At 41.3% G+C, this 26,434-nt stretch carries 25 protein-coding genes and 1 tRNA gene; 11 read left to right on the top strand and 15 right to left on the bottom strand.

Annotation, left to right across the window (positions count from 1 at the left end; genetic code table 11):
- Window positions 1-6: 6 nt before the first annotated feature.
- From fis to MTF68_RS14810, 7 genes are all read left to right on the top strand, one after another.
- Complete coding sequence (gene fis / locus MTF68_RS14840; protein WP_002957804.1) at window positions 7-297, top strand: DNA-binding transcriptional regulator Fis; 291 nt, start codon at window positions 7-9, stop codon at window positions 295-297.
- Window positions 298-622: 325 nt separating this feature from the next.
- Complete coding sequence (gene purH, locus MTF68_RS14835) at window positions 623-2,209, top strand: bifunctional phosphoribosylaminoimidazolecarboxamide formyltransferase/IMP cyclohydrolase (RefSeq protein WP_248462930.1); 1,587 nt, start codon at window positions 623-625, stop codon at window positions 2,207-2,209.
- A 97-nt stretch (window positions 2,210-2,306) separates the two neighbouring features.
- Entirely contained in the window at window positions 2,307-3,128 is an 822-nt protein-coding gene (locus MTF68_RS14830) for a class I SAM-dependent methyltransferase (protein WP_024031417.1), read from the top strand.
- 16 nt (window positions 3,129-3,144) lie between these two features.
- On the top strand, window positions 3,145-4,428 hold the full coding sequence (gene purD, locus MTF68_RS14825; RefSeq protein ID WP_248462929.1) for a phosphoribosylamine--glycine ligase: 1,284 nt from the start codon (window positions 3,145-3,147) through the stop codon (window positions 4,426-4,428).
- 374 nt (window positions 4,429-4,802) lie between these two features.
- On the top strand, window positions 4,803-7,343 hold the full coding sequence (locus MTF68_RS14820) for an EAL domain-containing protein (protein ID WP_248462928.1): 2,541 nt from the start codon (window positions 4,803-4,805) through the stop codon (window positions 7,341-7,343).
- A 28-nt stretch (window positions 7,344-7,371) separates the two neighbouring features.
- Window positions 7,372-8,181: a DUF2797 domain-containing protein gene (locus tag MTF68_RS14815; RefSeq protein WP_055252638.1), complete on the top strand. Its 810-nt coding sequence runs from the start codon at window positions 7,372-7,374 to the stop codon at window positions 8,179-8,181.
- Between the two features lie 2 nt (window positions 8,182-8,183).
- Entirely contained in the window at window positions 8,184-8,477 is a 294-nt protein-coding gene (locus MTF68_RS14810; protein ID WP_029772753.1) for a hypothetical protein, read from the top strand.
- 48 nt (window positions 8,478-8,525) lie between these two features.
- On the opposite strand, the gene MTF68_RS14805 is transcribed toward MTF68_RS14810, so the two are convergent.
- From MTF68_RS14805 to MTF68_RS14780, 6 genes are all read right to left on the bottom strand, one after another.
- Window positions 8,526-9,443 (bottom strand): histone deacetylase family protein, encoded by a 918-nt coding sequence (locus MTF68_RS14805; protein WP_096740212.1) that lies wholly within the window; start codon window positions 9,441-9,443, stop codon window positions 8,526-8,528.
- Window positions 9,444-9,520: 77 nt separating this feature from the next.
- Window positions 9,521-11,062 (bottom strand): serine hydrolase, encoded by a 1,542-nt coding sequence (locus MTF68_RS14800; RefSeq protein WP_248462926.1) that lies wholly within the window; start codon window positions 11,060-11,062, stop codon window positions 9,521-9,523.
- Window positions 11,063-11,073: 11 nt separating this feature from the next.
- Window positions 11,074-11,568: a gamma-glutamylcyclotransferase family protein gene (locus MTF68_RS14795; protein WP_004588639.1), complete on the bottom strand. Its 495-nt coding sequence runs from the start codon at window positions 11,566-11,568 to the stop codon at window positions 11,074-11,076.
- Window positions 11,569-11,583: 15 nt separating this feature from the next.
- Window positions 11,584-12,210 (bottom strand): LysE family transporter, encoded by a 627-nt coding sequence (locus tag MTF68_RS14790; protein ID WP_248462924.1) that lies wholly within the window; start codon window positions 12,208-12,210, stop codon window positions 11,584-11,586.
- A gap of 11 nt (window positions 12,211-12,221) precedes the next feature.
- Window positions 12,222-12,995 carry a hypothetical protein gene (locus MTF68_RS14785; protein ID WP_096740215.1) on the bottom strand — a complete coding sequence of 258 codons (774 nt, stop codon included), beginning with the start codon at window positions 12,993-12,995 and terminating at the stop codon, window positions 12,222-12,224.
- Between the two features lie 9 nt (window positions 12,996-13,004).
- On the bottom strand, window positions 13,005-13,487 hold the full coding sequence (locus MTF68_RS14780; protein WP_004588642.1) for a CreA family protein: 483 nt from the start codon (window positions 13,485-13,487) through the stop codon (window positions 13,005-13,007).
- 168 nt (window positions 13,488-13,655) lie between these two features.
- On the opposite strand from MTF68_RS14780, the gene MTF68_RS14775 reads away from it, so the two are divergent.
- On the top strand, window positions 13,656-13,985 hold the full coding sequence (locus MTF68_RS14775) for a 5-carboxymethyl-2-hydroxymuconate Delta-isomerase (RefSeq protein ID WP_004588643.1): 330 nt from the start codon (window positions 13,656-13,658) through the stop codon (window positions 13,983-13,985).
- A 111-nt stretch (window positions 13,986-14,096) separates the two neighbouring features.
- Here the strand turns inward: MTF68_RS14775 and MTF68_RS14770 are convergent, their stop codons facing one another.
- Window positions 14,097-15,977 (bottom strand): methyl-accepting chemotaxis protein, encoded by a 1,881-nt coding sequence (locus MTF68_RS14770; RefSeq protein ID WP_055252630.1) that lies wholly within the window; start codon window positions 15,975-15,977, stop codon window positions 14,097-14,099.
- A gap of 196 nt (window positions 15,978-16,173) precedes the next feature.
- Window positions 16,174-17,127, bottom strand: coding sequence for a LysR family transcriptional regulator (locus MTF68_RS14765; RefSeq protein WP_248462922.1), 954 nt, complete (start codon window positions 17,125-17,127; stop codon window positions 16,174-16,176).
- A gap of 144 nt (window positions 17,128-17,271) precedes the next feature.
- Here MTF68_RS14765 and MTF68_RS14760 point away from each other — a divergent pair, with 144 nt between their 5' ends.
- Window positions 17,272-18,093 (top strand): DUF4437 domain-containing protein, encoded by an 822-nt coding sequence (locus MTF68_RS14760; protein WP_248462921.1) that lies wholly within the window; start codon window positions 17,272-17,274, stop codon window positions 18,091-18,093.
- A 287-nt stretch (window positions 18,094-18,380) separates the two neighbouring features.
- On the opposite strand, the gene MTF68_RS14755 is transcribed toward MTF68_RS14760, so the two are convergent.
- The 4 genes from MTF68_RS14755 to MTF68_RS14740 all read right to left on the bottom strand — a co-directional run bounded on the left by MTF68_RS14755 (window position 18,381) and on the right by MTF68_RS14740 (window position 20,747).
- Window positions 18,381-19,349 (bottom strand): hypothetical protein, encoded by a 969-nt coding sequence (locus tag MTF68_RS14755; RefSeq protein ID WP_248462920.1) that lies wholly within the window; start codon window positions 19,347-19,349, stop codon window positions 18,381-18,383.
- 261 nt (window positions 19,350-19,610) lie between these two features.
- A tRNA-Ile gene (locus tag MTF68_RS14750) sits at window positions 19,611-19,687 on the bottom strand.
- Window positions 19,688-19,956: 269 nt separating this feature from the next.
- A complete protein-coding gene (locus tag MTF68_RS14745; RefSeq protein WP_004587604.1) occupies window positions 19,957-20,115 on the bottom strand; it encodes a YqaE/Pmp3 family membrane protein in 159 nt (52 codons plus the stop codon).
- A gap of 65 nt (window positions 20,116-20,180) precedes the next feature.
- Window positions 20,181-20,747, bottom strand: a complete 567-nt coding sequence (locus MTF68_RS14740) for a BON domain-containing protein (RefSeq protein WP_004587605.1) — start codon at window positions 20,745-20,747, stop codon at window positions 20,181-20,183.
- 317 nt (window positions 20,748-21,064) lie between these two features.
- Here MTF68_RS14740 and MTF68_RS14735 point away from each other — a divergent pair, with 317 nt between their 5' ends.
- Window positions 21,065-21,721: a LiaF domain-containing protein gene (locus MTF68_RS14735; RefSeq protein WP_248462919.1), complete on the top strand. Its 657-nt coding sequence runs from the start codon at window positions 21,065-21,067 to the stop codon at window positions 21,719-21,721.
- A 69-nt stretch (window positions 21,722-21,790) separates the two neighbouring features.
- On the opposite strand, the gene MTF68_RS14730 is transcribed toward MTF68_RS14735, so the two are convergent.
- Entirely contained in the window at window positions 21,791-22,207 is a 417-nt protein-coding gene (locus tag MTF68_RS14730; RefSeq protein ID WP_248462918.1) for a VOC family protein, read from the bottom strand.
- Window positions 22,208-22,655: 448 nt separating this feature from the next.
- Between MTF68_RS14730 and suhB the strand changes: the two genes are divergently transcribed.
- Entirely contained in the window at window positions 22,656-23,459 is an 804-nt protein-coding gene (suhB, locus tag MTF68_RS14725) for an inositol-1-monophosphatase (protein WP_024031435.1), read from the top strand.
- A gap of 53 nt (window positions 23,460-23,512) precedes the next feature.
- Here suhB and MTF68_RS14720 read toward each other — a convergent pair whose 3' ends face one another.
- Together MTF68_RS14720 and MTF68_RS14715 are read right to left on the bottom strand one after the other, a co-directional pair.
- Window positions 23,513-24,322, bottom strand: a complete 810-nt coding sequence (locus MTF68_RS14720) for a transporter substrate-binding domain-containing protein (protein WP_004587609.1) — start codon at window positions 24,320-24,322, stop codon at window positions 23,513-23,515.
- 16 nt (window positions 24,323-24,338) lie between these two features.
- On the bottom strand, window positions 24,339-26,129 hold the full coding sequence (locus MTF68_RS14715) for a bifunctional diguanylate cyclase/phosphodiesterase (protein ID WP_054983266.1): 1,791 nt from the start codon (window positions 26,127-26,129) through the stop codon (window positions 24,339-24,341).
- Window positions 26,130-26,434: the final 305 nt, after the last annotated feature.

The raw sequence follows: 26,434 nt of genomic DNA, 5'->3' as shown, positions 1-26,434 counted from the left end.
TAAATAATGTTCGAACAAAACGTGACTTCTCCATTTATCACAAACCCTCATGTTCAGTCACACGAGAAACCGCAGCCATTGCGTGATGCAGTAAAAAAAGCTGTTCACCACTATTTAAAGCAGCTTAACGGTCAAGATGTGCAAGACGTTTACGACCTTGTTCTTTCAGAGCTAGAAGCGCCATTACTTGAAGAAGTAATGACATACACACGTGGTAACCAAACTCGTGCGGCAATTTTACTAGGTATCAACCGTGGTACTTTACGTAAAAAGCTTAAAAAATACGGCATGAACTAATACCAATTATATTGAAAGCGTAAGCATGCTAACGAGCTAAACAAGCCCATAACGGCGTTAAAAATTTCTTATGTAGAATAACTACACTGTAAAATTTTTGCCTTGTTATAGACTTGTTTTTCTATCGTTATAACTGCTTACTAATCCAATACAATTGGTATCATGCAAAAAAAGCACCTTCGGGTGCTTTTTTTATGCGCACAATTTAGTATAGATGTTGCAAAATGCTCACGCTTATTGGCGCTTTATAAGTCGTTTTTTGAGTAGTAATCAGTTAAAATGCCCGCTTCTAAGCTAGCTCATTAACTGAGGAAATTAAACTACAATGGATACTCATCGTCCTATTCGTCGCGCACTATTAAGTGTGTCTGATAAAACCGGTATTGTTGAATTTGCCCGCGCACTAGAAGCGCAAGGTGTAGATATTTTATCAACTGGCGGTACCTGCAAACTCCTTGCTGATAACGGCATAAAAGTGACTGAAGTATCAGATCACACAGGTCATCCTGAAATCATGGATGGTCGCGTAAAAACCCTTCATCCTAAAATTCACGGCGGTATTTTAGCGCGCCGCGGACAAGATGAAAGCGTAATGGCAGATAATAACATCTCTGCTATCGATATTGTTGTAGTTAACTTATACCCCTTTGCGAATACTGTCGCTCAAGAAAACTGCAGCCTTGAAGATGCTATTGAAAACATTGATATTGGCGGACCTACCATGGTTCGTGCAGCCGCTAAAAACCACAAAGACGTCACCATCGTGGTAAACGCAAACGATTACGAGCGCGTTATTAGCGAAATGCAAAGCAACAATGGCTCAACAACGTACAAAACACGTTTTGATTTAGCCATTGCCGCGTATGAGCACACAGCTCAGTACGATGGCATGATTGCTAACTACTTTGGCAAAATGGTGCCTGATTACACTGAAGAAGCCGCTGAAGAGACTAAATTCCCACGCACTATCAATATGCAATTCACTAAAAAGCAAGATATGCGTTACGGTGAAAACTCACATCAAGATGCTGCTTTTTATGTTGAAAACAACGTAAGCGAAGCGTCTGTTGCAACAGCTACTCAACTACAAGGTAAAGCCCTGTCGTTTAATAACATTGCAGATACCGACGCAGCACTTGAGTGTGTTAAAGAATTTGATGTACCTGCATGTGTTATTGTTAAACACGCAAACCCGTGTGGCGTTTCAATTGGCGAAGATATTCTTAGTGCTTACGACCGCGCCTTTAAAACAGATCCAACCTCAGCGTTTGGTGGCATTATTGCCTTTAACCGCGAGCTTGACGCTGCAACAGCACAAGCCATTGTTGAGCGTCAATTTGTTGAAGTAATTATTGCCCCTAGCGTTTCAAGCGAAGCAGCAAAAATTGTTGAAGCTAAAAAGAACGTACGCTTATTAGCGTGTGGTCAATGGAGTAGCAAAGCAACTGGCCACGATATTAAACGCGTTAACGGCGGTGTTTTAGTACAAGACCGCGACCTAGGCATGGTTACCCAAGGCGATTTAAAAGTCGTGTCTAAGCGCCAGCCTTCTGAGCAAGAACTTAAAGATTTACTATTTTGCTGGAAAGTGGCTAAGTTTGTTAAATCAAACGCGATTGTATATGCCCGCGACGGTATGACCATTGGCGTAGGCGCAGGCCAAATGAGCCGTGTTTACTCAGCTAAAATAGCGGGTATTAAAGCCGCTGATGAAAATCTAGAAGTACCTGGCTCTGTAATGGCATCAGATGCGTTTTTCCCATTCCGTGATGGTATAGACGCAGCCGCAGCCGCTGGTATTACTGCGGTTATTCAACCGGGTGGTTCAATGCGCGATGAAGAAGTTATCGCCGCCGCTGACGAAGCTGGCATGGCGATGGTATTTACCGGCATGCGCCACTTCCGCCACTAATCACACAAAGGGTTAAACACAACGTTTAGCCCTTTTTGTTTGCAATCAATTCACGTATTCTGGTTCAACACCTATTTAAAATGTTAAGGAACAAACGATGAAATTTGCACTAAAGTCACTACTTGTTGCCTCGCTTACGCTGACCTCAACAATGGCACTTAGCCATAACCATGAGTCAAGCCTTAGCCATGCTATTCAATCAAGCGAGCGTAGCGCTAAAAATAGCGCCCGCGATGAATACCGCCACCCTGAGCAAACACTGGCATTTTTTGGTTTTAAACCAACAATGACCGTGGTTGAAATTGCCCCTGGTGGTGGTTGGTACAGCGAAATTTTAGCCCCTGCACTTAAAGAGCAAGGCTTATATTACGCAGCGCATTTTCCGAGTGATTCATCGGTAGGTTACTACCAGCGCTCTTTAGCCGGCTTTAAGAAAAAAGTGGCCGAAGATGAGCGTTTTAGCAAAGTAAAAATTTCTGAGTTTGCCCCATTAACGCACACTGATATTGCCCCTGCCGGCACTGCCGACATGGTATTAACCTTTCGCAATGTACATAACTGGTACATGGGTAAAGACACTAAAGGCGCACTCAGTGCATTTAAGTCTTTTTATAAAGCGTTAAAACCAGGTGGCGTATTAGGTGTAGTTGAACATCGCTTAGATGAAAGCCGACCTGATGAGGATCAAAAATCAACCGGCTACATGAAGCAAAGTTACGTGGTCGATTTAGCTAAAAAAGCTGGATTTGAATTAGTTGCAAGCAGTGAGATTAACGCCAATCCAAAAGATACAGCCGATCACCCTAAAGGGGTGTGGACGCTACCACCTAGCTTACGCCTTGGCGAACAAGACGCTGATAAATACAAAGCTATTGGTGAAAGCGACCGTATGACGCTGAAATTTAAAAAACCGCTTTAAATAGGAATATTTCGCCATGAATGTATTAGTCATTGGCAGCGGCGGCCGCGAACACGCACTTGCGTTTAAGGCCGCTCAAAACACGAAAGTAAACACTGTATTTGTAGCACCGGGTAATGCCGGTACTGCACTTGAGCCAAAACTAGAAAACGTTGCAATTAACGTTGAAGACCTAGATGGCCTATTAAGCTTTGCACAACAAAACAATGTAGAACTTACGATTGTTGGCCCTGAAGTACCGCTTGTATTAGGCGTAGTAGATAAGTTCCGTGAACACGGTCTCGCTATTTTTGGTCCAACAGCCGGTGCAGCGCAGCTAGAAGGCTCTAAGTCGTTTACTAAAGACTTTTTAGCTCGCCATGCTATCCCAACCGCTGATTACCAAACGTTTGAACAAATTGACCCTGCACTTGCTTATTTAAAAGAAAAAGGCGCGCCAATTGTAATAAAAGCAGATGGCCTAGCAGCTGGTAAAGGCGTTATTGTGGCAATGGATGAACGCGAAGCTGAAGACGCTATTCGCGATATGCTTGCCGGTAATGCTTTTGGCGAGGCTGGCAGCCGCGTCGTGATCGAAGAGTTTTTAGAAGGCGAAGAAGCCTCTTTTATTGTTATGGTTGATGGTAAAAACATTTTGCCATTTGCAACAAGCCAAGATCATAAGCGTGCATACAATGGCGATGAAGGTCCAAATACTGGCGGCATGGGCGCATACTCACCGGCACCTGTAGTAACCGACGAAATCCACCAGCGCATTATGAACGAAGTAATCGTTCCTACCGTTGAGGGTATGGCAAGCGAAGGTCATCCTTACACTGGCTTTTTATACGCAGGCTTAATGATAGATGCCCAGGGCATGCCAAAAGTAATTGAGTACAACTGTCGTTTTGGTGACCCTGAAACGCAACCTATGATGCTTCGTCTTAAATCAGACTTAGTTGAACTAGTTGAGGCGGCTAACCGCGAAGAACTTGATAAAACAACCATTGAGTTTGACCCGCGCGCAGCCGTAGGTGTTGTACTTGCCGCTAAAGGCTACCCAGGTGATTACCCTAAAGGTGATGCAATATCAGGCCTTAAAGTTAACTACCCTGCTGATGAAAAAGTATTTCATGCGGGTACTAAGCAAGATGGCGAAAACGTTGTCACCGCAGGTGGACGTGTATTATGTGCAACGGCACTCGGCAATACCGTTACCGAGGCACAGCAACGTGCATACGAGCTTGTAAAACAAATTAGCTGGGAAGGTATGGAGTACCGCACCGATATTGCTTACAGAGCGATTGCCCGAGAGCAGTAGCCTGTAACTAAATTATTGGTTTAACTTAGGGCCTGTTTATCTTTCGAGATTAAATTTGCAGCAGTGTGTTTGGTATTTAGGCAAGGCAGAGCCTATGTAGTGTGGTTATTCCCCATAAATAGGCGATAACGCAGTATAAATACCAAACACGCGCTGCACGAAGGTTCGTCCTAGGGACGATTAACTCTTTGTTGCTCGGTTTTTACTTAGCCCACTAGGTTACAAACCTCGCGCCACGATTAAATCGTCCCTAGTTAGAACAAATTTTAATCCTGAAGGATAAGCAGGCCCTAAAAATTTAACTAAAAAAGCGCAGTTTATATGCGCTTTTTTAGTGCTACACTAATTAAAAGATTTATTACAAGTATACAACGTTGGAAACGAAAACTTTACGTTATCATGCCGCGGCCATAGCCATACTGATTTTCATATTTTATATTATTAGCACACTCGCTTCTAACCTGGTTGTGCCGACTCGCTATACCATCGATAAAACCACGCCTGTATATTTAGACTTTGCCTACTACATAGATGAAAGTAAATCTCACACACTCAACGATATTATTTTAAATCCCGAGCTAATCACCCACCAGCCGTTAACCGATATTCAATGGAGCTTTAAGCAGCAAAACTATTGGCTATTTATAGACCTTGAAAATAAAAGTTTAGATGCTCAAGACATTGTTGCCCATTTTGATAACCCGATGGTTGATCACCTCAGCGTGTATCGGTTAAACAAAAGAAATGAGCTTATAGAAAGCTATAAATTAGGTGATAAAGTAAAGTCTCTTACGCTTTTTCAATATAGCGTACCGCATATACGTTTTGCACTTGAGAGTAAAACAACAGAGCGCTTAGCCATAAAAATAGATACAACGGGGATCAGCAAAACCCCAGTTAATTTGTATCGTCATAAAGAATTTGTTGATTTAGTTCGCTCGCAAACCGGCATTTGGGGCATATTTGCCGGCGTGTTATTAATGGCTGCCCTGTATAATTTAGTGCTTTATTTTGGGATTAAAGACCGCGTTTATTTAGTTTATATAGGCTATATAATTAGCGCGCTGTGTTTAATGGGCATTGTAATGGGCTTTGGCTTTTACTTGTGGCCCCTAGAGTGGCAATTGTACTTACACGAAAAAGTGATTTTTTCAAACTACGCAATGGCCTTTTTTACGCTCGCCTTTTGCACCATGTTTTTGCGCTACCACAAGGACAAATGCTGGCGCTATAAAATGAGTAAAGCGCTACTTATTTTAATATCTTTATTATCAATCACCACTTTATTTATACCCGAGTACATTGCAGCACCCATCTTTTTTTGTGTATTAAGCTTGTTATATATTACGTGTGTTATTTTAATTTATAACAAACTACGCACGGGCTTTAGGTGGGCGAAGTTTTACGTTTTTTCGTGGGTTCCCCTTATTGTTGGCGCGGCAATACAGCCATTAGAATTAACGGGCTATTTGGATTATAGCTTTGCGATTCGTCACGCGTTTTTAGTGGCTATATTGTGTGAAGTTATTTTAATGGCTATGGCACTTGTCGATAGAGTGCGCTACCAGCGAGAGCGTGCGCTTTATCATGCTACACATACTCAGCAAACTAAATTACTTAACAGTGCCAAATTAAAACAAGCGTTTATGAGCTTACAAGCACAGGGGCGAAATACCACCTTGTGCTTAATTAAAATTCGCCATTTTAACTCGCTCAATACCATTATTACCCCATCGCAGGGCTACACTTTAATAAAGCACGTGGCTAAACAAATAGAGTTAGAGCTTAGCCATGAGCGCGAATTTACCAACCTCGATACAGATTTTAATAACAGCCCCCGCTTAGCCGACTTAGGCAGCGGGGTATTTGCCTGCATATCTACTAAAAACCAAAACCAGGAGTCACTTGAAGGGGCCTTAATTAAAGTTATAAATAGCCTGCCCAAGCAATACGAAATTCAAGGTTTAAACTTACAACTTACCTATAACATAGGGATTAGTAGCGCAGCCCACAGTGACGACTTTGAATACTGGACAAAACGGGGTTACTTGGCACTTAAAAAAGCTAAAAGTAATAACGATTTAGTAGTAAGCGCTTCTAACGGCAGTAATATATTAATGGATGTAGCATTAGCCGCTAAATTACAAAAAGCAATTAAAGACAACCAACTAGCGTTGTATTATCAGCCTCAAATAGGGTTGAACTTTAATCAAGTATGTGGCGCCGAAGCGCTGCTACGTTGGCCCGACCCGGCTTTTAAAGGCGTATCGATAGAAGAGCTGATCACCCTTGCTGAGCACACAGGTATTATTAACGAGCTTACCTTATGGGTTATTGAGCAAGCCTGTAAAGATATCCTCAAACTAACCGAGCAAGGCTATAACGATCACCCAATTAGCGTAAATTTAAGTGCTAAAAATCTGTCGATTAAAAACCTAGCCGAAAAAGTCGAAAACGTCCTTATAAAATACCAAGTTCCGGCGCAGCTTCTTAAGTTTGAATTAACGGAGTCAGCATTAGTCGAAAGCCACGAAGCGCTTATTTCATTGGTTAATGAGCTTTCTGATTTAGGGGTGCGCGTGGTCCTTGATGACTTTGGCACTGGCTATTCATCGCTAAGTTATTTGGTTAATTACCGCTTTACGGAGCTCAAAGTAGATAAATCGTTTGTATTTGATTTAACGAATAACACCGCCAATAAAGTGATTGTGCAAACCGCTATAGATATGGCACATAACCTAGGGCTATCTATAACCATGGAAGGCATAGAAACCCAAGATGTGCATCACTTATTAAAAGAAATGGGCGCCGACAGAGCGCAAGGTTACCTATACGCTAAGCCACTCCCCCTAGATGACTATTTGTATTTCTTAAAAAGCCAATACAGTTTAAAGATGTTAAACTCCACGTTTTAATATCAACATCTTTAGGGGCCAAGTAAAGATGCAAGGCACTTTGCGTAAATTAAAATCGAGCTTAACAGAGCCGGTTCAATATCATCTTCCTGTGGGCGACAACCTAGTCGACCTAAACGCACTCATTGGTAAAGAGTTAACGCTGACGTTTAGCGGTACCATTTTATGCTCAAACTGTGGCAAAAAAACCAAAAAGAGTTACTCGCAAGGCCACTGTTTTGTGTGTATGCGCAAGCTTGCTAGCTGCGATATGTGCATTATGAAACCAGAAACCTGCCATTACGATAAAGGCACCTGCCGCGAGCCGCAATGGGGCGAAGAAAACTGCATGATCCCGCATTATGTGTATTTAGCCAACACCTCTGGGCTTAAAGTAGGCATTACTCGCCATACGCAAATACCGACACGTTGGGTTGATCAAGGCGCCACTCAAGCACTGCCTATTTTTAAAGTGCAAACACGTTTGCAATCAGGCTTAGTTGAGGTGGCATTGGCCGAGTTTATTGCCGATAAAACCAATTGGCGTAACATGCTAAAGGGCCAAAACGAAGCCATTGACCTTAAAGCCGCCGCGGCAGAGCTGATCCCGCAAATTAGCGATAAATTAAACGAGCTAAGCGAGTTATTTGGTGCCACAGCCATAGAGCAACTTGATGAAGACGTGGTTGATTTAAACTTTCCGGTAACAGAGTACCCCACTAAAATTAGCTCGTTTAATTTTGATAAAAACCCAGTAGTAAGCGGCGTGCTGCAAGGTATAAAAGGTCAGTACTTAATTTTTGATACTGGCGTTATTAATGTGCGTAAATTTACCTCATACGAGGTAACAGTAGGGTAACTATGCTAAACAGCTTTCCACAGTTATTAATTGTTTATAATGAGCTTGAAATAGCGCACGATAAACAAGAACAAGAAGCGTGTTTGCACAGCGTTACGCAAAGTGAGCTTAGTAATGTGCGCGTGTTGAACAAGCAAGGTGAGTACGTTGACCTACACGGCGCTGCATGCGCCCCTCTTTCACAGGAGCAGCTAGCGCAACTGGTCACCACTTATTTATTAAATGAAGGGCAATGCTGCCTTGGCAAAATTAAAACCCTTAATACCAAGCAGGCGTTTGATTTACTGGGTTTATAACCCTTAGTTATACCAATTCGCTTAATTAAGTATTATTGCGGATTGGTATTAGTACTCACTAAGCACTTTTATATGCGCTACAGCACTTCTTCCTAATGCTGATAGCGCATAGCCCCCTTCAAGGTAAGATATAACACCTTTGCAGCCACTCTCTTTTGCAACGTCGCATAATTGCTCTGTAAGCCAGCTGTAGTCATCTTCTACAAACTTTAAACTTGCCATGTCATCTTCTAGGTGGGCATCAAACCCTGCACTAATAAATAGCAGCTCTGGCTTAAAGGCTTTTAATTTTGGCAACCATTGGGTATTAAACACTTCTTTTAAATCATCGCCACTACTGGCAATTGGTAAAGGGGAGTTAACTATGTGGCTGTTATTTTTTACGGCTGTGTTTGGGTAAAATGGGTATTGAAATAGCGAACAAAGTAATACGTTTTCATCGTTTATAAATATGTCTTGGGTGCCATTACCATGGTGTACGTCAAAATCAGCTATTGCTATACGCTTAATGCCTTTGCTTTGAGCATACTTAACTGCTATTGCTAAATTATTAAATACACAAAACCCAGAAGAAGCATGTGCATTGGCATGATGCCCTGGCGGGCGTACAGCGCAAAACGCCGCATCGAGTTTATCTGCGAGTATTTCATCTACAGCCAACAAACCTGCTCCTACGGCGCGCTCTACCGCTTTAAACGAATCAGGGCAAAGCCAGGTGTCGCCATCAAGGTTATGTAGCCCCTGCTCAGGAACTAAGCGCTCCACAAGGTTAACTAACGACTCATCATGGGCTAATAAGTAATGCTCACGCTGCGCTTTAGGCGCTTGTAGATGCGTTAAGCCAATATCTACACCACTTGCCAAAAGTCTATCGGCAATAGCGTCTAGGCGCTCTGGGCACTCAGGATGATCGTCAATCATTTTATGTTTACGGCAATGAGGGTGTGAAATAACTGCAGTACGCATAAACGCTCCTTTAATGTGAGTGCTTAATATAACAAAGCCACCTTACGGTGGCTTTGCGACTTTGGTGTATAGCATCACTACTTAGCTTTTAAATTAAGGTTTCTAAAATCAAAACTAAAGTCTGTTACCGCTGTTGATACCGCGCGCATTTTTGCGCTATTAACACGGTTGTTTGCGCCCATATCAAAACGAATAAACGCATCGGCCTCGAGTAGCTTTTCATCCCACTTAACAATAAACGTATTACCTGTGTAATGCTCAAGCGTGCCTTTTAAGCGTTTGGTATGGGTAAAATCAATACGTAGTTTGCCATCTAGTTGCTCAATAATTACATCGCCGTACCAATCGTCATGTAACGTGCCGGTGTAATTTATATTAGGTAACTGTGGCTGGTAATCTGCTGGGTTGTCGGGTTTTGCATTGGCGTAGGCTTTTTGTTTACTCGCAAAATGTTTTTTAGCCAACTCTTCAACCCAGTCTTTATCTTCAAGCTCAAGGGCGTCTTCTAGCACTTCGTGGGTTACTGCCGAAAGTGCACTAAATGCTTGCTGATTAGATAAAATAACAATGCCGAGCTTTTTCTCAGGCAATAATGTAACTTGCGACACCATACCTAAAATGCCCCCGCCGTGGCCTAGCTTTTTAAAGCCATGGTAATCTTCAATGCTCCAACCTAGCCCATAGCCTCTAAATTGCTGATGATAGGCCTCATACGCACTTTTAGAAGCCATAGAGGTAATATGCGGGTGCCACATTTGCGCTTGCTGTTTTTCACTAAATAGTTGCTCGCCGCTGGGCATTTTTCCGCCAGCTAACTGCGTTAGTAACCATTGGCTCATATCGTTTACGCTTGATGCAATAGCCCCTGCGCCTCTAAAATCTTCTAGGTAGTTAACAAAAAAAGGATTGAGCTTACCATCCATTGGTATGTGGCCAATTGCCCAGTTTTTATTGCTTTTTGGAATACGCGAAAAGCCCGCGCGAGAGTTATCCATGTGCAAAGGCTGTAATATATTTTTTTCGATGTAATCATTCCAGCTCATACCTGATACACGTGCCACCATTTCGCCTGCGGTTACAAACATTAAGTTGTTATAGGCATACTGGCTGCGAAAGCTGCTGGCTGGCTTTAAATACTGTAGACCGGCTAAGATATCCTCTATAGATTTATCAGTACTTGGCCAAATCATTAAATCGCCCTGCCCAAGCCCTAAGCCACTGCGATGGCTTAATAAATCACGAATACGCATTTCGCGGGTGACGTAGGAGTCGTACAACCTAAACTCAGGTAAGTGGTCAATCACCCTGTCATCCCAACTTAACTTACCTTCATCAACCAACTTAGCCAGCGCTGCACTGGTAAATGCTTTTGTGTTTGAGGCAATACCAAAAAGTGTGTCTTTGTTCACTTTTGCATTTGTATTGAGGTTGCTTGTCCCAAACCCTTTAGCAAATACAACTTTATCGTCTTGCACAACCGCTACCGCCATACCCGGTACCTCAAAGCGTGCCATTGAGGTGTTAATAACCTCTTCTAAGTCCGTGGTATTAATTTGTGCCCAACTATTAAAAGTGGCACTGGCAAACAACGCTAAACTGGCTAATTTGGTGAGTTTCATGATTATCCTTATTATTTTTGGTGCACTGCAAATTCAATATCAGCACGCTCTTTATTTGTATCGGGCTTATGCGGCCGATTAAGTATTGCATCACTGTATTCTTTTGGTACGCCCGCCTCAAGCGCGCCGCGATGAACGTGCTGAATATACCAGTCGTATGGCAGTACATCGTTATCGTGGGTGTTAGCAATATAGCAGTGGGCCTCTATTTGCTCACCATTTAACAAAGTGGGCTTAATAGCAACGCAATCGTAGCCTGGGCCTTCTATGGTGTCTAAAATTGCTTTTTCGGCTTCATCAAGTTCATACACCACGCCATATACCAAGGCGTTTTTGTCATCACTTTTTTGAATACTGCACTTGCCCGAGCCATCTTTAAATAACATATTAAACGTAAGCTCGTAGCCTTTTAGTACAGCCGTGCCGACTCGCTTTGCTTTTGGTAAACGCGCAAGCAAGCGGTTAGAGGACATATTCGATCCAAACGAAAAATTATAAATAGGCATGACTTCTCCCTAGGGTTAAATTACTACACGAATGGCTAAAGCAATTAAAATAACACCTATACCCCGGTCAAACCAATAGCCGCTTTTTTGAAAAAACGCCCGTACACTGGGTTTTGACAACACTAAAGAAAGCATAGAAAACCACACCCACGTTGCCAGAGCCATATAAACCCCATACACAATTTGCACGCTAGTTGGTGTAGTTACACTAATAACTAAGGTAAATAACGACATAAAAAAGAGAGTGGCTTTAGGATTAAGCGCGTTGGTTAAAAAGCCACGCCTTAATGCATGCCATACGCTTTCCTGTGGGGCTGTTTTGTTTTCTATGTTGTCTGTTTTATTTACCGGTGGTTTGGCAGCCCTTAATGCTTGTACGCCTAAATAGGCTAAATACGCCCCCGCAACATACTTTAATGCCATAAATAAATTAGGCGATTGCGTTAAAATTAGGGCTACCCCTAATACGCAATATCCTACGTGTAATAAAATAGCAGCGCCCACGCCAGCGCTTGTCCATAGGGCGTTACGCCTGCCCTGCTGTATACTTTGTTTGAGCACCACGGCAAAGTCGGGGCCTGGGCTGGCTACTGCAAAAAAGTGGGCGATGGCAATCAGTAAAAATTCGTCTAAGTAGTTCACAAGTATCCGGTTTAAGTTGGTGCATAGGCAAGCAATAGCGGATTAGCAGAGTTATCAACTAATGCTTTGATCTCTTTTTGGGCTTTTTTAAATTGGCTGCGCAAATGTGGCTTTAAATGTTTTTTAGAGTCACGATCGTTTTTAAAATAACTAATCAGCGCGTGCATAAATACGGTATGGGTTTCGCTTAGTTTCGCTTCACGATTAGCATAAGGGTTATAGCACGAGCCACACCCGCCTTTAAATTGATACACAGTGTTGCTCATCATTACCCCAAACCCTAAAAAACAGGCCAGCGCATCTGCCGCTTGTGGCAAGTAGTCTTTACCGCCTGGCGGTAACACCCCAACATGATGAATTAATACAGTAGCCAGCGTGCCGGCAAAGCTGGCCACTAAATCTTGCGGCTGATTAATTTGATTAGGATTAAACGAGACATTAATCGTGTGGCTTGGCGGTACAATAAGCTGGCTTTGCTCTCCGCGTAAGTGTTCAGCAAATTCAAAATGCGGAAATACTTGCGGCTGTAACTGTTGTGGCGCAACTAATTGTATTGGCCACGCACTCATACCTGCGTAATCACGTACTCGTACAAATACCTTAGTGGCCATTTCCTCAATACTCGATACAGAATCAGGAAAGTGCGCCACCGTTGGCAATATTATTTGCGTATGCTTGGTAAAAAATGCGGCATCAAAGTGCTCTACCGCCCAAATAAAGGTATCAATTAGCCACTGCTGCTCGGCTTGTTCTAGCAGCGGCTTTGATTTAAATAACGCTAACATAGTGTGCTCTTATTTTTGTTCAAGTGCCCAGTTCCAAGCTTGTGTATTGTATAAAGGCACAGTTGAAAGTGCGTGGTGGTGGCTGCCGCTCGACTCTTTAGTCGAGTACGATAAGTACAGTAATGTGCGGTTTTGTGCATCGTAAATACGGCGTACTTTTAGCGATTTAAATAAAATACTTTTTGATGACTTAAACACCACTTCGCCCGACTTACTGCGATCTATTGCTTGTAACATATCGGCTGTAATTGGCCCTGTTTGGCGACACGCAATAGACATATCAGAGGGATCTGAAAAATCTAAGTCGGCCTCAATATGGCTAATATGGCACGTAACCCCTTTTACTAGTGGGTCTTGCTGCGAATTTACCACTACATCTTTAGTAGTAAACAGCCCTAAGCTCACCGATGCAACATCATCTGAGCAGGCACTTAAGGTAACCACTGCACTTAATAGCACAGCTAAACGTTTAAAGCGGTGTGGTAATTTCATATTAATCCTTAATTTTGCTTTATAAGCGAAGGTTCACGTGACTGTTTTTATACTACCATCAAAAATTAATACAACTAAATTTAGGCCATTGAGGGGTTAGCGCACAGTTCAGGCTTTGGTACAATTATACGTACGCCCACGTAGTAACTCATAATAGGAAACGCGTAAATGCCGCACATTATTATTGAACACTCTGAAGATCTTCCTGTATTACCGCAAGTACTTGTTGAAAAAGTGCACAACGCGACTTTTCAAAGTGGTTTGTTTGACTTAGAAACCATTAAAACCCGCGCCATTGCTTATCAGCAATACCAGCTAGGTGAAGGAAAAGAAGGGTTTATTCATATTGCGGCGCATATCATGGCCGGGCGCTCTATTGAACAAAAGCAAATGTTAAGCGAGAGCTTGCTTGAGTGCTTAAAAACTTATTGCCGAGATTCTGACAGCTTAAGCGTTAATATTTACGACATTCAACACGAAATTTACCGTAAAAATTAACCCTTTAAAAACGCGTTGTTATTAACCTAAGCTTTGGATAATAAACCTCTTAATCAAAGCTTAGATTAACTAAGTTACAACGCGTTTTTTAGCTTAATGTTGTCACTTTTTTTAAAGCGTAAACTTACCCAGTAAGTCTTTTAATATATTCGACTCTTCATTTAGCCCATTGCATAGCTGCTCTGAGGTTTTCATATTTTGTTTTGTTTGCTCAGCAGAATCAGAAATCATCACCACATTTTGACTAATTTCTGAGGTAGCCAACGTTTGCTCGCGGGTGGCTGTAGCCACTGAGCTATTTAGCTCACTTAGCGTAACAATTTCTTGAGATATACCCGTTAAGGTACTCCCTGTTACTTTTAAACGTTCGGCGTTTTCTAGGGTATTTTTACTGCCAAGCTCTATAGCCGACACCGTACTTGAAGCCTTAGAATTTAATGTGTCTATCATTTCGTTAATTTGCTCGGTCGACTCTGCAGTACGCATAGCAAGGGTTCTTACTTCATCGGCTACAACGGCAAAACCACGACCGTGTTCGCCTGCCCGCGCGGCTTCTATGGCAGCATTGAGTGCCAGTAAGTTAGTTTGCTCTGATATTGCTTTAATAACATCAAGCACCTGCGTAATTGACTTTATCTCTCCTGAAAGCTCAGTTACCGAGGCAACCGAGGTAGCCATGGCGTTTTCTAGCTGCTCCATTTGCTTTATCGTGCTATTTACAAACTCCACCCCTTTATGAGTCGCTTCTTCTGTTGAAGTCGCAATGTCAGAGGCGTTACTGGCACTGTTTGAAATATCTTGTACGGTTACTTCCATTTCGTTAACGGCTGCCGCCACTGTTTGCGTGCTCGATGATTGTACCTCGGCCAAGTTAGCCGCGCCTTGTACTTGTACTAACACATTTTCTGAAATGCTTTTAACGTGGTTTGCTGAGTCCGACACTTGCTTAAACATGCCATGTAGCTGCTCTAAAAATAAATTAAAGTTAGCGGCAAGCTCTGATATTTCGTTGTTATCGTTAGTAGGCAGCCTTACGGTTAAATCGCCATCTTTTTTAGTTAACGCGCTCACTGCAGCAGTTATGTTTTCAATGGGTTTAAATATTTGCGACACTAAAACTCTGGCCAAGGCAAAGCCTATAATGGCGATGATCACACCAAATAATAAATTGCTATTAATGGCACTATTTATTGGCCCGTATAACTGCTGCTCGGGCACTTCTGCCACTAAATGCCAACCTAATGACTCAATAGGCGTACTCGACACAACATAATCTTCACCTGCCATTGTTTTACTAATAATGGCGCCATTTTTAATATCATTAATATTAATTTTTTGACCCATTTTACTTCTGTCACTGTGAAGCATTACCTCACCTTCATCAGAGACCAAATACACCACGCCGGCTTCGCCAATACGGTATTCGTTAATTAGGTTGATCATAGAATCGAGCGAGCGCCCTACGCCTGTAATGGCGGTACGCTCACCATTAATTTGCAGTGCATAGTTAATAAAAACCACCATGCTATTTGTGGTTTTATCTATATCCAGTGCTATTTCAAAGGGTCTGTTAGAGGATAAAAACTGATCAAACCATACATCTTCGCTTCTATCTATCTGTCTAGATATGCCAATATCGGTGTAATAGTTGTTGGTATTTTTGGAAATTATATAAGCAATAACTGCGTTGTTATCTTTTTTAATACTGGCTAAATAATTAATATAATCGGCTCTTGCTTGCTCACTCTCACCGTTACTTAGCCACTGTTTAACAAAGCTATTTTGCGCAATTTCTTTGGCAACAATTATAGGAGTGGCAAGTTCGAGTTCAATTTTGCTTTTTACTTCACTCAATGCGGTGGGTAAATCAACCTTTGCGAGCTTTTCATCGGTATGATTTTGAATACTATTTGAAAATAAAAATGTAGAAACCGCTAACGGCACAACAATAGCCAAAATAAGACTAATATAAACTTTTTGTTTAAGTAACATACGATACCTGTAAATGGATAAAGGACTTAACTAACACTTGCTTAGAATAAATATAGGATCGGCTGAGCAATAAGCCCAATAATTAGAAAAAATAGAACATAAAAGAAGAGCGTGTATTTTAATTTAATCCATCACAGGAAAGCGAATTAAATTTTAAAGGTGCAAGGCTAGCAACACTAACCTCGCGTAAGGTGCACTAGGGTGAATCGGGCCACTCTTGCTCGTTAATTATCCCTTGCGCAATCAGGTTTTTTCTTAATTGGCTAACAGTGTGTTTTAACTCATCACGAATAAGCCTAATTGCGGGCGTTATAAGCTGGCGGCTAGGTAGTACTAACCACATTTCAGTGAGGGGGATTTTGTAATCGGGCATTAACCTTTTTAGTCTGCCCGCTAATAAGTCTTCAGCTACATCAATGGCCGATTTTTTGGCTATCCCGGTGCCATCAACACACCAACGCCTTACTATATCGCCATCGTTAACGGCGCGGTCGCTGCTCATTTTAACCTTGTATTTTTGATTATCGTTATACAGTTCCCACCCATCATGCACTACCTCGTAGAGCTTATATAAAAGGGCATTATGATTCAGTAGGTCATCTGGCGTTAACGGCTCACCGTGCTTTTTAATGTACTCAGGCGAGGCGCATAGCACATGTGCAATGTTACAAATTTTAAAGCCGTATAAATTTAGCTCCTGTGCGGCCTCTTTAGTTAAGGCGCGCAGCGCAACATCAATTCCATCACGGTAAAAATCAGCGCGGCTGTCGCTTGCTTGTAAGCGCAGCGTCATTTCGCTGTGTTTATCCATAATATTATTTAGTAATACCCGCATAAGGTTGCGCCCCATTTCCGATGACACTGCTATTCGCACTTCACCACTAATAGATTGCAGCTCCTCATGAATAAGCACTTGCCCTTGTTGCAATAAATCGAGTGCCTGCTGACACAGGGGTAAATACCGTTCCCCTTCAGGCGTGAGGCGAATTTGCCTTGTTGTGCGTACAAATATTTGTGCCCCAAGCGCCTGCTCTATTCGCTTTAACGAGACACTTGCAGCCGATGAGCTCATATCTAATTGATTTGCAGCAGCTGTAATTGATTGCAGCTCAGCCACTTTGAGTAATACTTGTAAATCAGCTATTTTCATCAAACCCTCTTATTGCATAAACCAGCATGCGTAACTATAGCGTTATTATCCACGTTTTTGCGAAAGTGTATTTAACTTATGCCCATTTATTGACTGAATTTTAAGCCGTACTATAGCGCTATACCAACTTAACGGAGCTTTTAAATGAAATTTTTACTAAACGCATCAACTCTTGCACTGGTTGCAACACTTATATCAACGCCAGCCTCTGCAGAGCAAAGCACATCAAAAGTTGTTGCTGCAAGCAATATTGACTGGGGTTACTTAAACCCGCTACGTGGTGATAAAAGCCCTGGCGCTGCAGATTTATGGGGAAACCGCACAACCGACACCGCAACAGGCATGTTAGTACGCTTTAAAAAAGGCTTTGAATCTCCGCCGCACATTCACAACATTACTTACCGCGGTATCGTTATTGAAGGGCAAATGCATAATGACGACCCAACAGCTGAAAAAATGTGGATGCCAGCGGGTTCGTTTTGGACACAACCTGCAGGTGAAAACCACACCACTGCAGCCAATGCTGAAACAAATTTAATTTACTTAGAAATCGACTCTGGGCCGTACTTAGTTAAACCAACTAATGCCCAGTTTGATAATGGTGAGCGCCCGTTAAACCTACATGCAGACAACATAGTATGGCTAAACAGCAGCGATTTAAACGACATTAACGCCCAAGGCGTTCAAACAGCCTACCTTTGGGGAAGTACAGCCGATATGAACGGCTCAATGATTAAACTTCCTGCCGGCTTTAAAGGTGAAATAAAAACAGATGCAAGCGAATTTCGTGCTGTTGTTATAGCCGGCGCCGTAGAGTACAACTCAAGCGAGCAAGATAAAGCGCAAAACCTAAGCGCAGGCAGCTATGTAGAATCAACCGGTAACTTTACCCACACGATTGAGAACACTAGCGACAAAACAGCCACTATTTACATTCGTACTAACAGTAAGTACCTAGTAAATTAATTGGTTAAAGCCTCTAGCAAGCCATTGCTAGAGGCTACTTATTCACCTATTTAAATCTTTATATGCAAATCCAGCCATCGCCTTTCGATATTAAAATACAAGCATAAAAGAAACACTGAGTGTTAAAAAATACGAAAAAGAGGTAATCGAAAAGTCTCGTGCCTACACTCCAGCCAAGCTCACGCAATCAGTGAACATCAAACTAGAAAAATAATTTACCTACACAAATAGCCCACGCAGCAGGGTTAAATAGAAGCTACTACACATTAATTCAGCTTCGAGATCTTTCATATTGTAGTGACTTTGTTTATATCAAGAGCCTCCGATAGCGATATGGTACAACCACCTTTGCACCGACAGTCTGCTAACGGAATTTCCGGCACTTCGCTGAGACTATAATCCCCAACTCTATGTTTTTTGCAAGCAGAGCAAAAATCTCCTTCGAATCGTAGAATTTTCATTATATACGGCATACCAAGCTCTTCAGATTTTGATTTAGCATCAAATATACGAAACTTGTTTTGTGCAAAGAATAACATCATGCGACATACGTCATCAGGGCCCAAGTGAGTACCATTGCTAGCTAATTTCTTTCTTAGTTCACCATCCAGCTTCAGTCCCCAAAGAAACATACAAATTGCTCCTTGACGCACTAGAGGCTTTAAATCAGGCTGTATCTCAGAAAGGATGAGTGGCCAATCATCAAGAATACTATTAATTATAAAAATTTCTCTTGGACCACCAAAGTTAGACCAATCAACTCCTAAGCCTGATGGAAATGGTAAACTCAGTTGATATTTTCTGACTGGCTCAAAAGCACATTCAAAGCTTCTATTTAGAGCTTCATTTACTGATAGCTCAACTGCAGTACTCATCTCATTTTTGATGATTTTTCCTTTAGCTTCAATTTGTTTCGCCCCCTCACAGGAACAAACAAAGAAATCATGCTCTAATGAATTACCATTAAAATAATTTGGTGCTACTTCCAATATTCTGCGAACTAAAACAGATTTTTTACCAGAGGTTGGTAGGTTAAGGTTTTGAGAAATCTTTTTTAAATTTGGAGCAGAATAAGTCGCTGTGACAACTTCCTGAGTATTAGCTGACTGTAAAACCCCCTCTTTTTCAAATTTATTTAAAGCGAGCTTTGCATCACGGCCTAAGTAACTAGTCCAATCTCTCATACTCAACACTTTCGATAAGCTTTTAGGTTTTAAAAAGCTCTTTAAAAAGTAGTATTCGTTAGTATCCATCATTCGCTTCCTATTGCTTAGAACGATGAATATTATAGCATTTACTTGGTGAAGGAATGATTTACCTGAATGTTAACTACTATCAAGCAAAACAATACCAATCATATAGCAACAAGCTTTCCTGCTTAGAAGTGAAGCTCAGTAAAAGGTAAGGGATTAATCATATCAAGCATATAGAGATGTTTTCCGCTATACTAAAAGTAGCACAGAGGTAGCACAGAGTGATTTCGGTTAGTAGGTATTTACTTGGAAAGCTTTGGAAAGTGGTGGCCCCTCCCAGACTCGAACTGGGGACCTAACGATTATGAGTCGTGTGCTCTAACCAACTGAGCTAAGGGGCCAACTTTGTATAACTACGAGGTAGTTAATTTTTGAAGCGTTTAGCCACTGAGCGACTAAAGCGGGTTGCAGTATAAAAAGTTTTTTAAGGCTTGTCACTAGCAAAAACCTTTATTTTAACAATCAGTAAGCTGACTGCTTAAATAGTAATCTTTTTGCATGCGAATAGGCAGGAAATAACAGAAAAATAAACACAGAAGTATGTAAGCCGCTTTTTTACAATTTTAATAACTATAAAAAAGTGGCCGGCTCACATTGAACACACCACACATTATTTTTTAGCAATAATGTAGATAGCGTGAATTAAACCAGGGAAGTAACCCAGTAAAGTTAGTAAAATATTTAGCCAAAAGTGCATACCTAAACCAACTTGTAAAAATACACCCAGTGGCGGTAATAAAATCGACAGTATTATACGAATGATATCCATGATATAGCTCCTTTAAAAATGACAAGCAAAAAGCCCAGCTAAGCTGGGCTTTTTAGTATAGTGTATTATTCAGCAACAATAGTTAGTTCATCTACTACGTCACGAACATCTTCAGCATTTTTAGCAATTTTTACTGCTAACTGCTTTTCAGCTTCTGTTTCAACAGAACCTTTAAGTTTTACTATACCGTTGTCGGTATCAACGTCGATATCTGTACCGTCAACTTCTGAGTCAAATAAGAAACGTGTAGTAATTACTGTGGTGATTTTAGCGTCAGTTAAGTCGTTATCGTCATCATCCATAGTGTCACGATCTTTGTCGTCCATATCCATGTTTTTCACAACAGTTAGGTTGTTTTCTACATCAGATACGCCATCTAGGCTAATTACAAGTTCTTCAGCTAGCTCTTTATCAAGGTCGCTGTTTACTTTACCTGTAAGTACTACCTTGCCATTTTTTACATCAGTGTTAATGTCAAAGTTGTTTAGATTAGTGTTCATAAGAAGCACTGTTTCTGCCTTACCATCAATCCAAGCATCTTTACTTTCATTTTCCCAAGTGCCCGCTTGAGCACCCATAGCTGTAGTACCTAGAACTAAAGCCGCAATCATAGATTTGTTGAATGTTTTCATAATCTTTCTCCTTTTGATTAAAGACACTCTTATATATGCGAGCTTTAGGCCAACTTTATTAACACTTTAAATTCATGGAGTTAGCTATTTTATTAGGTATAAATAAAAACACCTCCGAGTAAACATTTACAGGCTATTAGGTAAAACTTTCTTAAGTGGTGAAAATAACGATTATATTGCTGTTTTGGTTAATCTATCGTTAATATAATAAATTAAGCGGAGTTATTAAAATAATAAGCCATTGATATATAAACAGTTAATTTTTGGTACACCACTTGCTATGTACAGTGGCAACTCATATAAAAAGGATTATTCCCATGTCTGTAAAAATTGAAGACCGCCCAATAGAGCAAGTTCGCGAACAAGTGATAGACCAACTTATTTATAACTACAGCCATGGCGTTATTTCAGCTGAAGCCTTTGAAAGGCGTTTAGACAGTGCAATGGAAGCAACCGATAATACTGCGTTACTTGATTTAGTAGAGGATTTAACCCTTACTACAGATACCCAGTACAGTGCTCAAAAGCAAACGCAATTTGCCCCTAACTACAGTGCCCAACAAGCGGATGAAGAAAACTTAACACTGCGAAGCATTTTAGGCTCAAGCGAGCGTAGCGGCCAATGGGTGGTGCCTAAAGATATTTATATTCAAAACTATATGGGGTCGATTGTTTTAGATTTTACTGATGCTATTTTTGCCCACCAACATGTTACCGTGCATGTAAATTGTATTTTTGGCAGCGAAGAAATTTACGTACCAGAGCACGTCAATGTAGTTTCTAAAATGTTTTGTATATTAGGTAGTTTTGAAAACAAAACGGTGTCGCTTAATAAGCGCCAAGGCCCCACAATTAACCTAGAAGGTAAAACAGTTTTAGGTTCGGTGGAGGTAAAAGTTAAACGCACCATTAAAGAAAAGTTTGTGAGTTTTGCTAATGATTTAAAGGCCCAGCTTGGGGTGAGTAATAAATAATACGGGTAAAAACAAATGGGTAGAAAAGCCATATTATGCGCTTTTCTACACCGTTAGTTACTGCCTATTTTATAAGTCGTTATTACGCTCGCTTGGAATGTCACTCATATACTGCACAAACTCAACCTCGAATCCTGCAGGGTCTAAGTAATATACGTTTTTTCTAAATGGGTTTTCTGCCCCCTCTTTATCAATGTTAAACCCGGCGTGTTTTAAGCGCTGTATAACAGCGTCTAGGTTGTTTGTAACGTAGGCAAAGTGAGCCAGCCCGACTTGGTGCCCTGTCAAATCTCTGTTTTTATGCTCGCCATTATCGCTTATAGCAATGTAATGGTTATCGTCGCCAAAATGTACCCAGCGCTTAGGTTTGCCATACCAGGTGTTATGCCCTTCACTTCTAATTGACCAATAAGGAAAGGCTGCTTGGTAAAATTTAAGCATGGCATTTATATCGTTTACTACTAAATGTACGTGTTCTAATTTCATTATTATTTACCCTAGTTGATTGCTTAAACACAAGATAAAACCTCAAGCTAACTTTAGGTAAAGCACTTTTTTTACTTTTTATTATTGGCGAGTACTACCCTTTTAAGATTAATTTTTACAACAGTATGTTTGCTAGCAGGACGCGGAAGCTTTGCCTACAAGGATGTAGGTAAGGAGCGTGAGCAGGACGCGCAAGCTTTGCTTCATGGAAGTTATTGAGCCCCCAAGGCTTCGCACTTCGCGCTGTGATTAAGTTGCCCTTCGGTTGAACAAATTTCAATCCATACACGCCAACATGTCTTAGATACGAATAAATTTACATGCATTTCAAGGCCGTACAAAAAACGCACAAAAGTATTTAGGGTTTATTGTTTACTTTATGGCAAAAGTCGCTAAAATACGCCGGCTTAAATATATAAACGTTCTTTTACAACCCAAAGGTAATACCATGCATCCAATGTTAAACATTGCGGTTCGCGCTGCGCGCAACGCAGGCAAAATTTTACTTCGCGCAAGTGAAGATTTATCAAAAGTTGAAATTCAACAAAAAGGCACTAACGACTTAGTGACTAACATTGATAAAGAAGCCGAAGCCGTAATTCGTGATACAATTTTAAAATCTTACCCTGATCACTGCATTGTTGGTGAAGAACTAGGTGAGCACAAAGGCAAAGATGCAGATTACCAATGGATTGTTGACCCGCTTGATGGCACAACTAACTTCATCAAGGGTATCCCTCATTTCGCGGTTTCTATCGCACTTAAAGTAAAAGGTCGTTTAGACCAAGCTGTAATTTACGATCCAGTTCGTGGCGAGCTTTTCACTGCATCTCGTGGTCAAGGCGCACAGCTAAACAGCAAGCGTTTACGCGTTACTAAAACCGTAGAATTAGCTGGTTCAATTTTAGCAACAGGCTTCCCTTTCAAACAAAAACACCACTTAGATGCATACACAGACGCGTTTAAAGCATTGTTTACACAAACTGCTGATATTCGTCGTGCAGGTTCTGCAGCGCTAGATATGGCATATGTAGCGGCGGGCCGTGTTGATGGCTTTTTTGAAATTGGTTTAAAACCGTGGGACACAGCAGCAGGCGAGTTACTTGTAAAAGAAGCTGGCGGCATGGTTGTTGATTTTGCAGGTGGCGTTAACTACAACAATAGCGGTAACATTATTTGTGGTGCACCTAAGCTTACGCAAGCAATTATCCGTGAAATTCGCCCAGTATTACCTGAAGCGTTACTTCGCTAATAAAGTGCATGTAACCCTATTATAAAAAAGGAGCCTATGGCTCCTTTTTTGTTTTAAAAGTAAGGGTTATCGAGCTTTAGCTCCGTGGTATAACCTTTTGTAAAAGGGAGAGAATTTATGTCTTTTGCAAAATACTCATCAAATAACGCATCAAACTCTCCGCTGTTTTGCATGTTTTGCAACCCAAGCTCTATGGCTTGCGCTAATGCTGGTTTACTACTTACAACAAAATAATAAATACCGGTGGGATAACTAATAAATAAATTAGGCACAATAACTAAGTTACTCTGCGCATTGGCAACAAGCTCAGAATTAACTTCGATAAATGAGCGAGGAAAGTAATCGATTCTGCCACGGCTAGTAAGCGTAAACATAGCTTGATAGTTACTCAGCGGCCTTACATGTAAGCCGTTATAGGCCATTATTTTTGTATCTGGCCAATCATGCCCTTGCACTGCCGAGAGCTCACTTAATTGCGCCAAAGTGGTAATGCCTTTAAATTTCTCGACATTTTTTTTACTGGTTAATAAAACGCGCTTGCCTATAAAGCCTTTAAACAGCGGGACTTTAACGGCTATTGCCCGTGCCTCTCGTTCTGGGCTGCTCATGCTCCAATAAACATCTAGCTCTGTTTTATCTAGCTCAATCAGGTCACGCTGTTGCTGTAAGCTCACTGGCTGCATTTTTATGTCTACAGGGTAATTAGCCCGCTCTAGGGCTCGTGTTAATAGTTCACTTAGGTATTCTTCACGGGCATTTTGCACACTTTGCTTTTGAGCAACATTAACAATTTCTACCCCTTGCACAAAAAAACTAACCGCAAATAAAGCAAACCCACCAACAACTACTTTTAATGGCAACATAATAATTACCTATTTTTTATACCACCTGTTTATTCTCTGGTGCTAAGCGCACTACGGCAGGCGCAGGCTTTCTGCGCTTACAAATAAACAAATAACTATGGCGATACCGCTTAGCCTCTTTTTTAGCATCTGTTGCAAGTGCTGCAACTTGATGGCTGTTTTTACATTCTTGTAAGTCGGGCTCCACAAGGCCAATTGATAACGTAAGTAAAGGTACAAATTGCTTTTCTCCCTCACGATTTGTAGCCCAGTAGCCTTTGCTCTTAATGTGCTCAGGCGTAAAAAAAGTGCGTGATTGCAGTTCAAACTGCTCAATTATGGTATTACAAATATACACAGCATCTGATTGGTCAAACACAACCATAAAGTCATCACCACCTATATGTCCTACAAAGTTAGCACTGTTTTCGCATGCTTGCACGGTTACATCTGCCAATAATTTAATCACACTATCGCCACTGGCATAGCCGTATAAATCATTGAACTGCTTAAAGTGATTAAGATCTATATAGGCAAGCGAAAACGCACTTTGTGAGCGTAATCTTTGCTCTATTGCCTCATTAATCGCTACATTACCAGGGAGCATGGTGAGTGGGTTAGCGTGCTGGGCGTGACGAATTTTTTCTTCTGTTATGTGCTTTAAAATATCACGCAAAGGGGCAAGCCCTAGGTAACGTTTATTTCGGGTGATCACAATATGGCGGCGAATATCAAAGTCTTGCTCTGTAATTTGCTGACTCACGGTATCAAGAAGTTGGTTTTCATCCACCACTAAAGGTTGTTTATCCATAAAGTCGGTTACGGGGCACTTGTCGTAAAGTGCATGGCCATAGGGCGCTGCAAACACCTCTGTGAGCTGATCTTTATGTAGTAACCCAACCGGTTGGCCGGCTTTATTTAAAACCGCTAGGCTCATCACGGCTTTGTCTTTTTCGAATAGCTTGTGGGCGTCTTTGCAACGGGTTTCGCTGTCTATTGCTTCTTGTGTAACAGCAAGCCAGCCAATCGCCATTGATTGATCAAACGTATTGCTTGGCTGTTTAAAGTTCAATGCTTGTAATTGCTCTGAGCTGTAATCAAGGCTTGGATTTGAGTTTGGTTTTTCCAGTAAAAAACCTTGTACGTTTGCTATTCCTAAGCTTTCAACATAGGCAAGCTCTTCTACTCTTTCTATGCCTTCGGCTATTACGGCGGTGTTTGTTGCTTTTGCGAGTACCGTAATCGATTTCAAAAACTCTTTTTTAACTTCGCTTTCATCGCAATGATCAATAAAGTAACGGTCGATTTTTACAAAATCGGGGCATAGTTCAGACCACTGTTTTAAGCCCGAGTAACCAGCACCTAAGTCGTCAATGGCAATGGTAAAACCCAGCTCGCGGTAGTGTGCAATTGTTTTTAATAATAAAAAACCATCGTCGACCTTTTCTTGCTCTGTCACCTCAATTACCACGCGGTTTGCTGCTAAACCAAACTGCTCTATTAAGTGCAAGGTTTCACCTTTTGGGTGGCAAGGGTCGAGCAAGGTTTTAGGGCTTACATTTAAAAATAACTTACCGTTTAGATTAAGCTTTACAAAGTTTTCAATTGCTTTTGAGCGGCATAATAGCTCAAGCTCTGAAATTAAAGCGTGTTCACTGGCCGCTTCAAACAGTCGGTTAGGCATTTCCAAAGGGCTGTTTTTAGGCCCTCGACTTAGCGCTTCGTAACCTATAATTGTTTGATTAGCTATATCAAAAATAGGCTGAAATAACGTGGTTATTTCACCGTTACTTAAAATGTACTCTAGTACTTTGCGCTGCATCGTCACTGCAAAACCTGATTGTCGTTTAATAGGGGCATTAAAGTAGCAAGCCTGTATGACAATTTTATGGCATTAGGTGCTATTGACCTTTCAGGATTAAATTTGCTCAATTTAGGGGCGGTACACCTCAGCACTAAGTTTATAGCCTAATATACTGTTAACTATTCATACGTTATTGTAATGGCTTAATTATATAATCGGCTTTAGGCTTTAAGTTCAGCCTAAAAAGCGTGTACGTTTAATCTTAAAGGCAACCAAGCTCTATAAAACAGCGCGCAATAAAAAACCGCTCAATTGAGCGGTTTTATTTA

It is taken from the genome of Pseudoalteromonas sp. 2CM37A, from assembly GCF_023161885.1.
GTDB lineage: Bacteria > Pseudomonadota > Gammaproteobacteria > Enterobacterales > Alteromonadaceae > Pseudoalteromonas > Pseudoalteromonas atlantica.
Note: the sequence above shows the minus strand (reverse complement) of the source record. Positions and strands in the feature narration are given on the sequence as shown.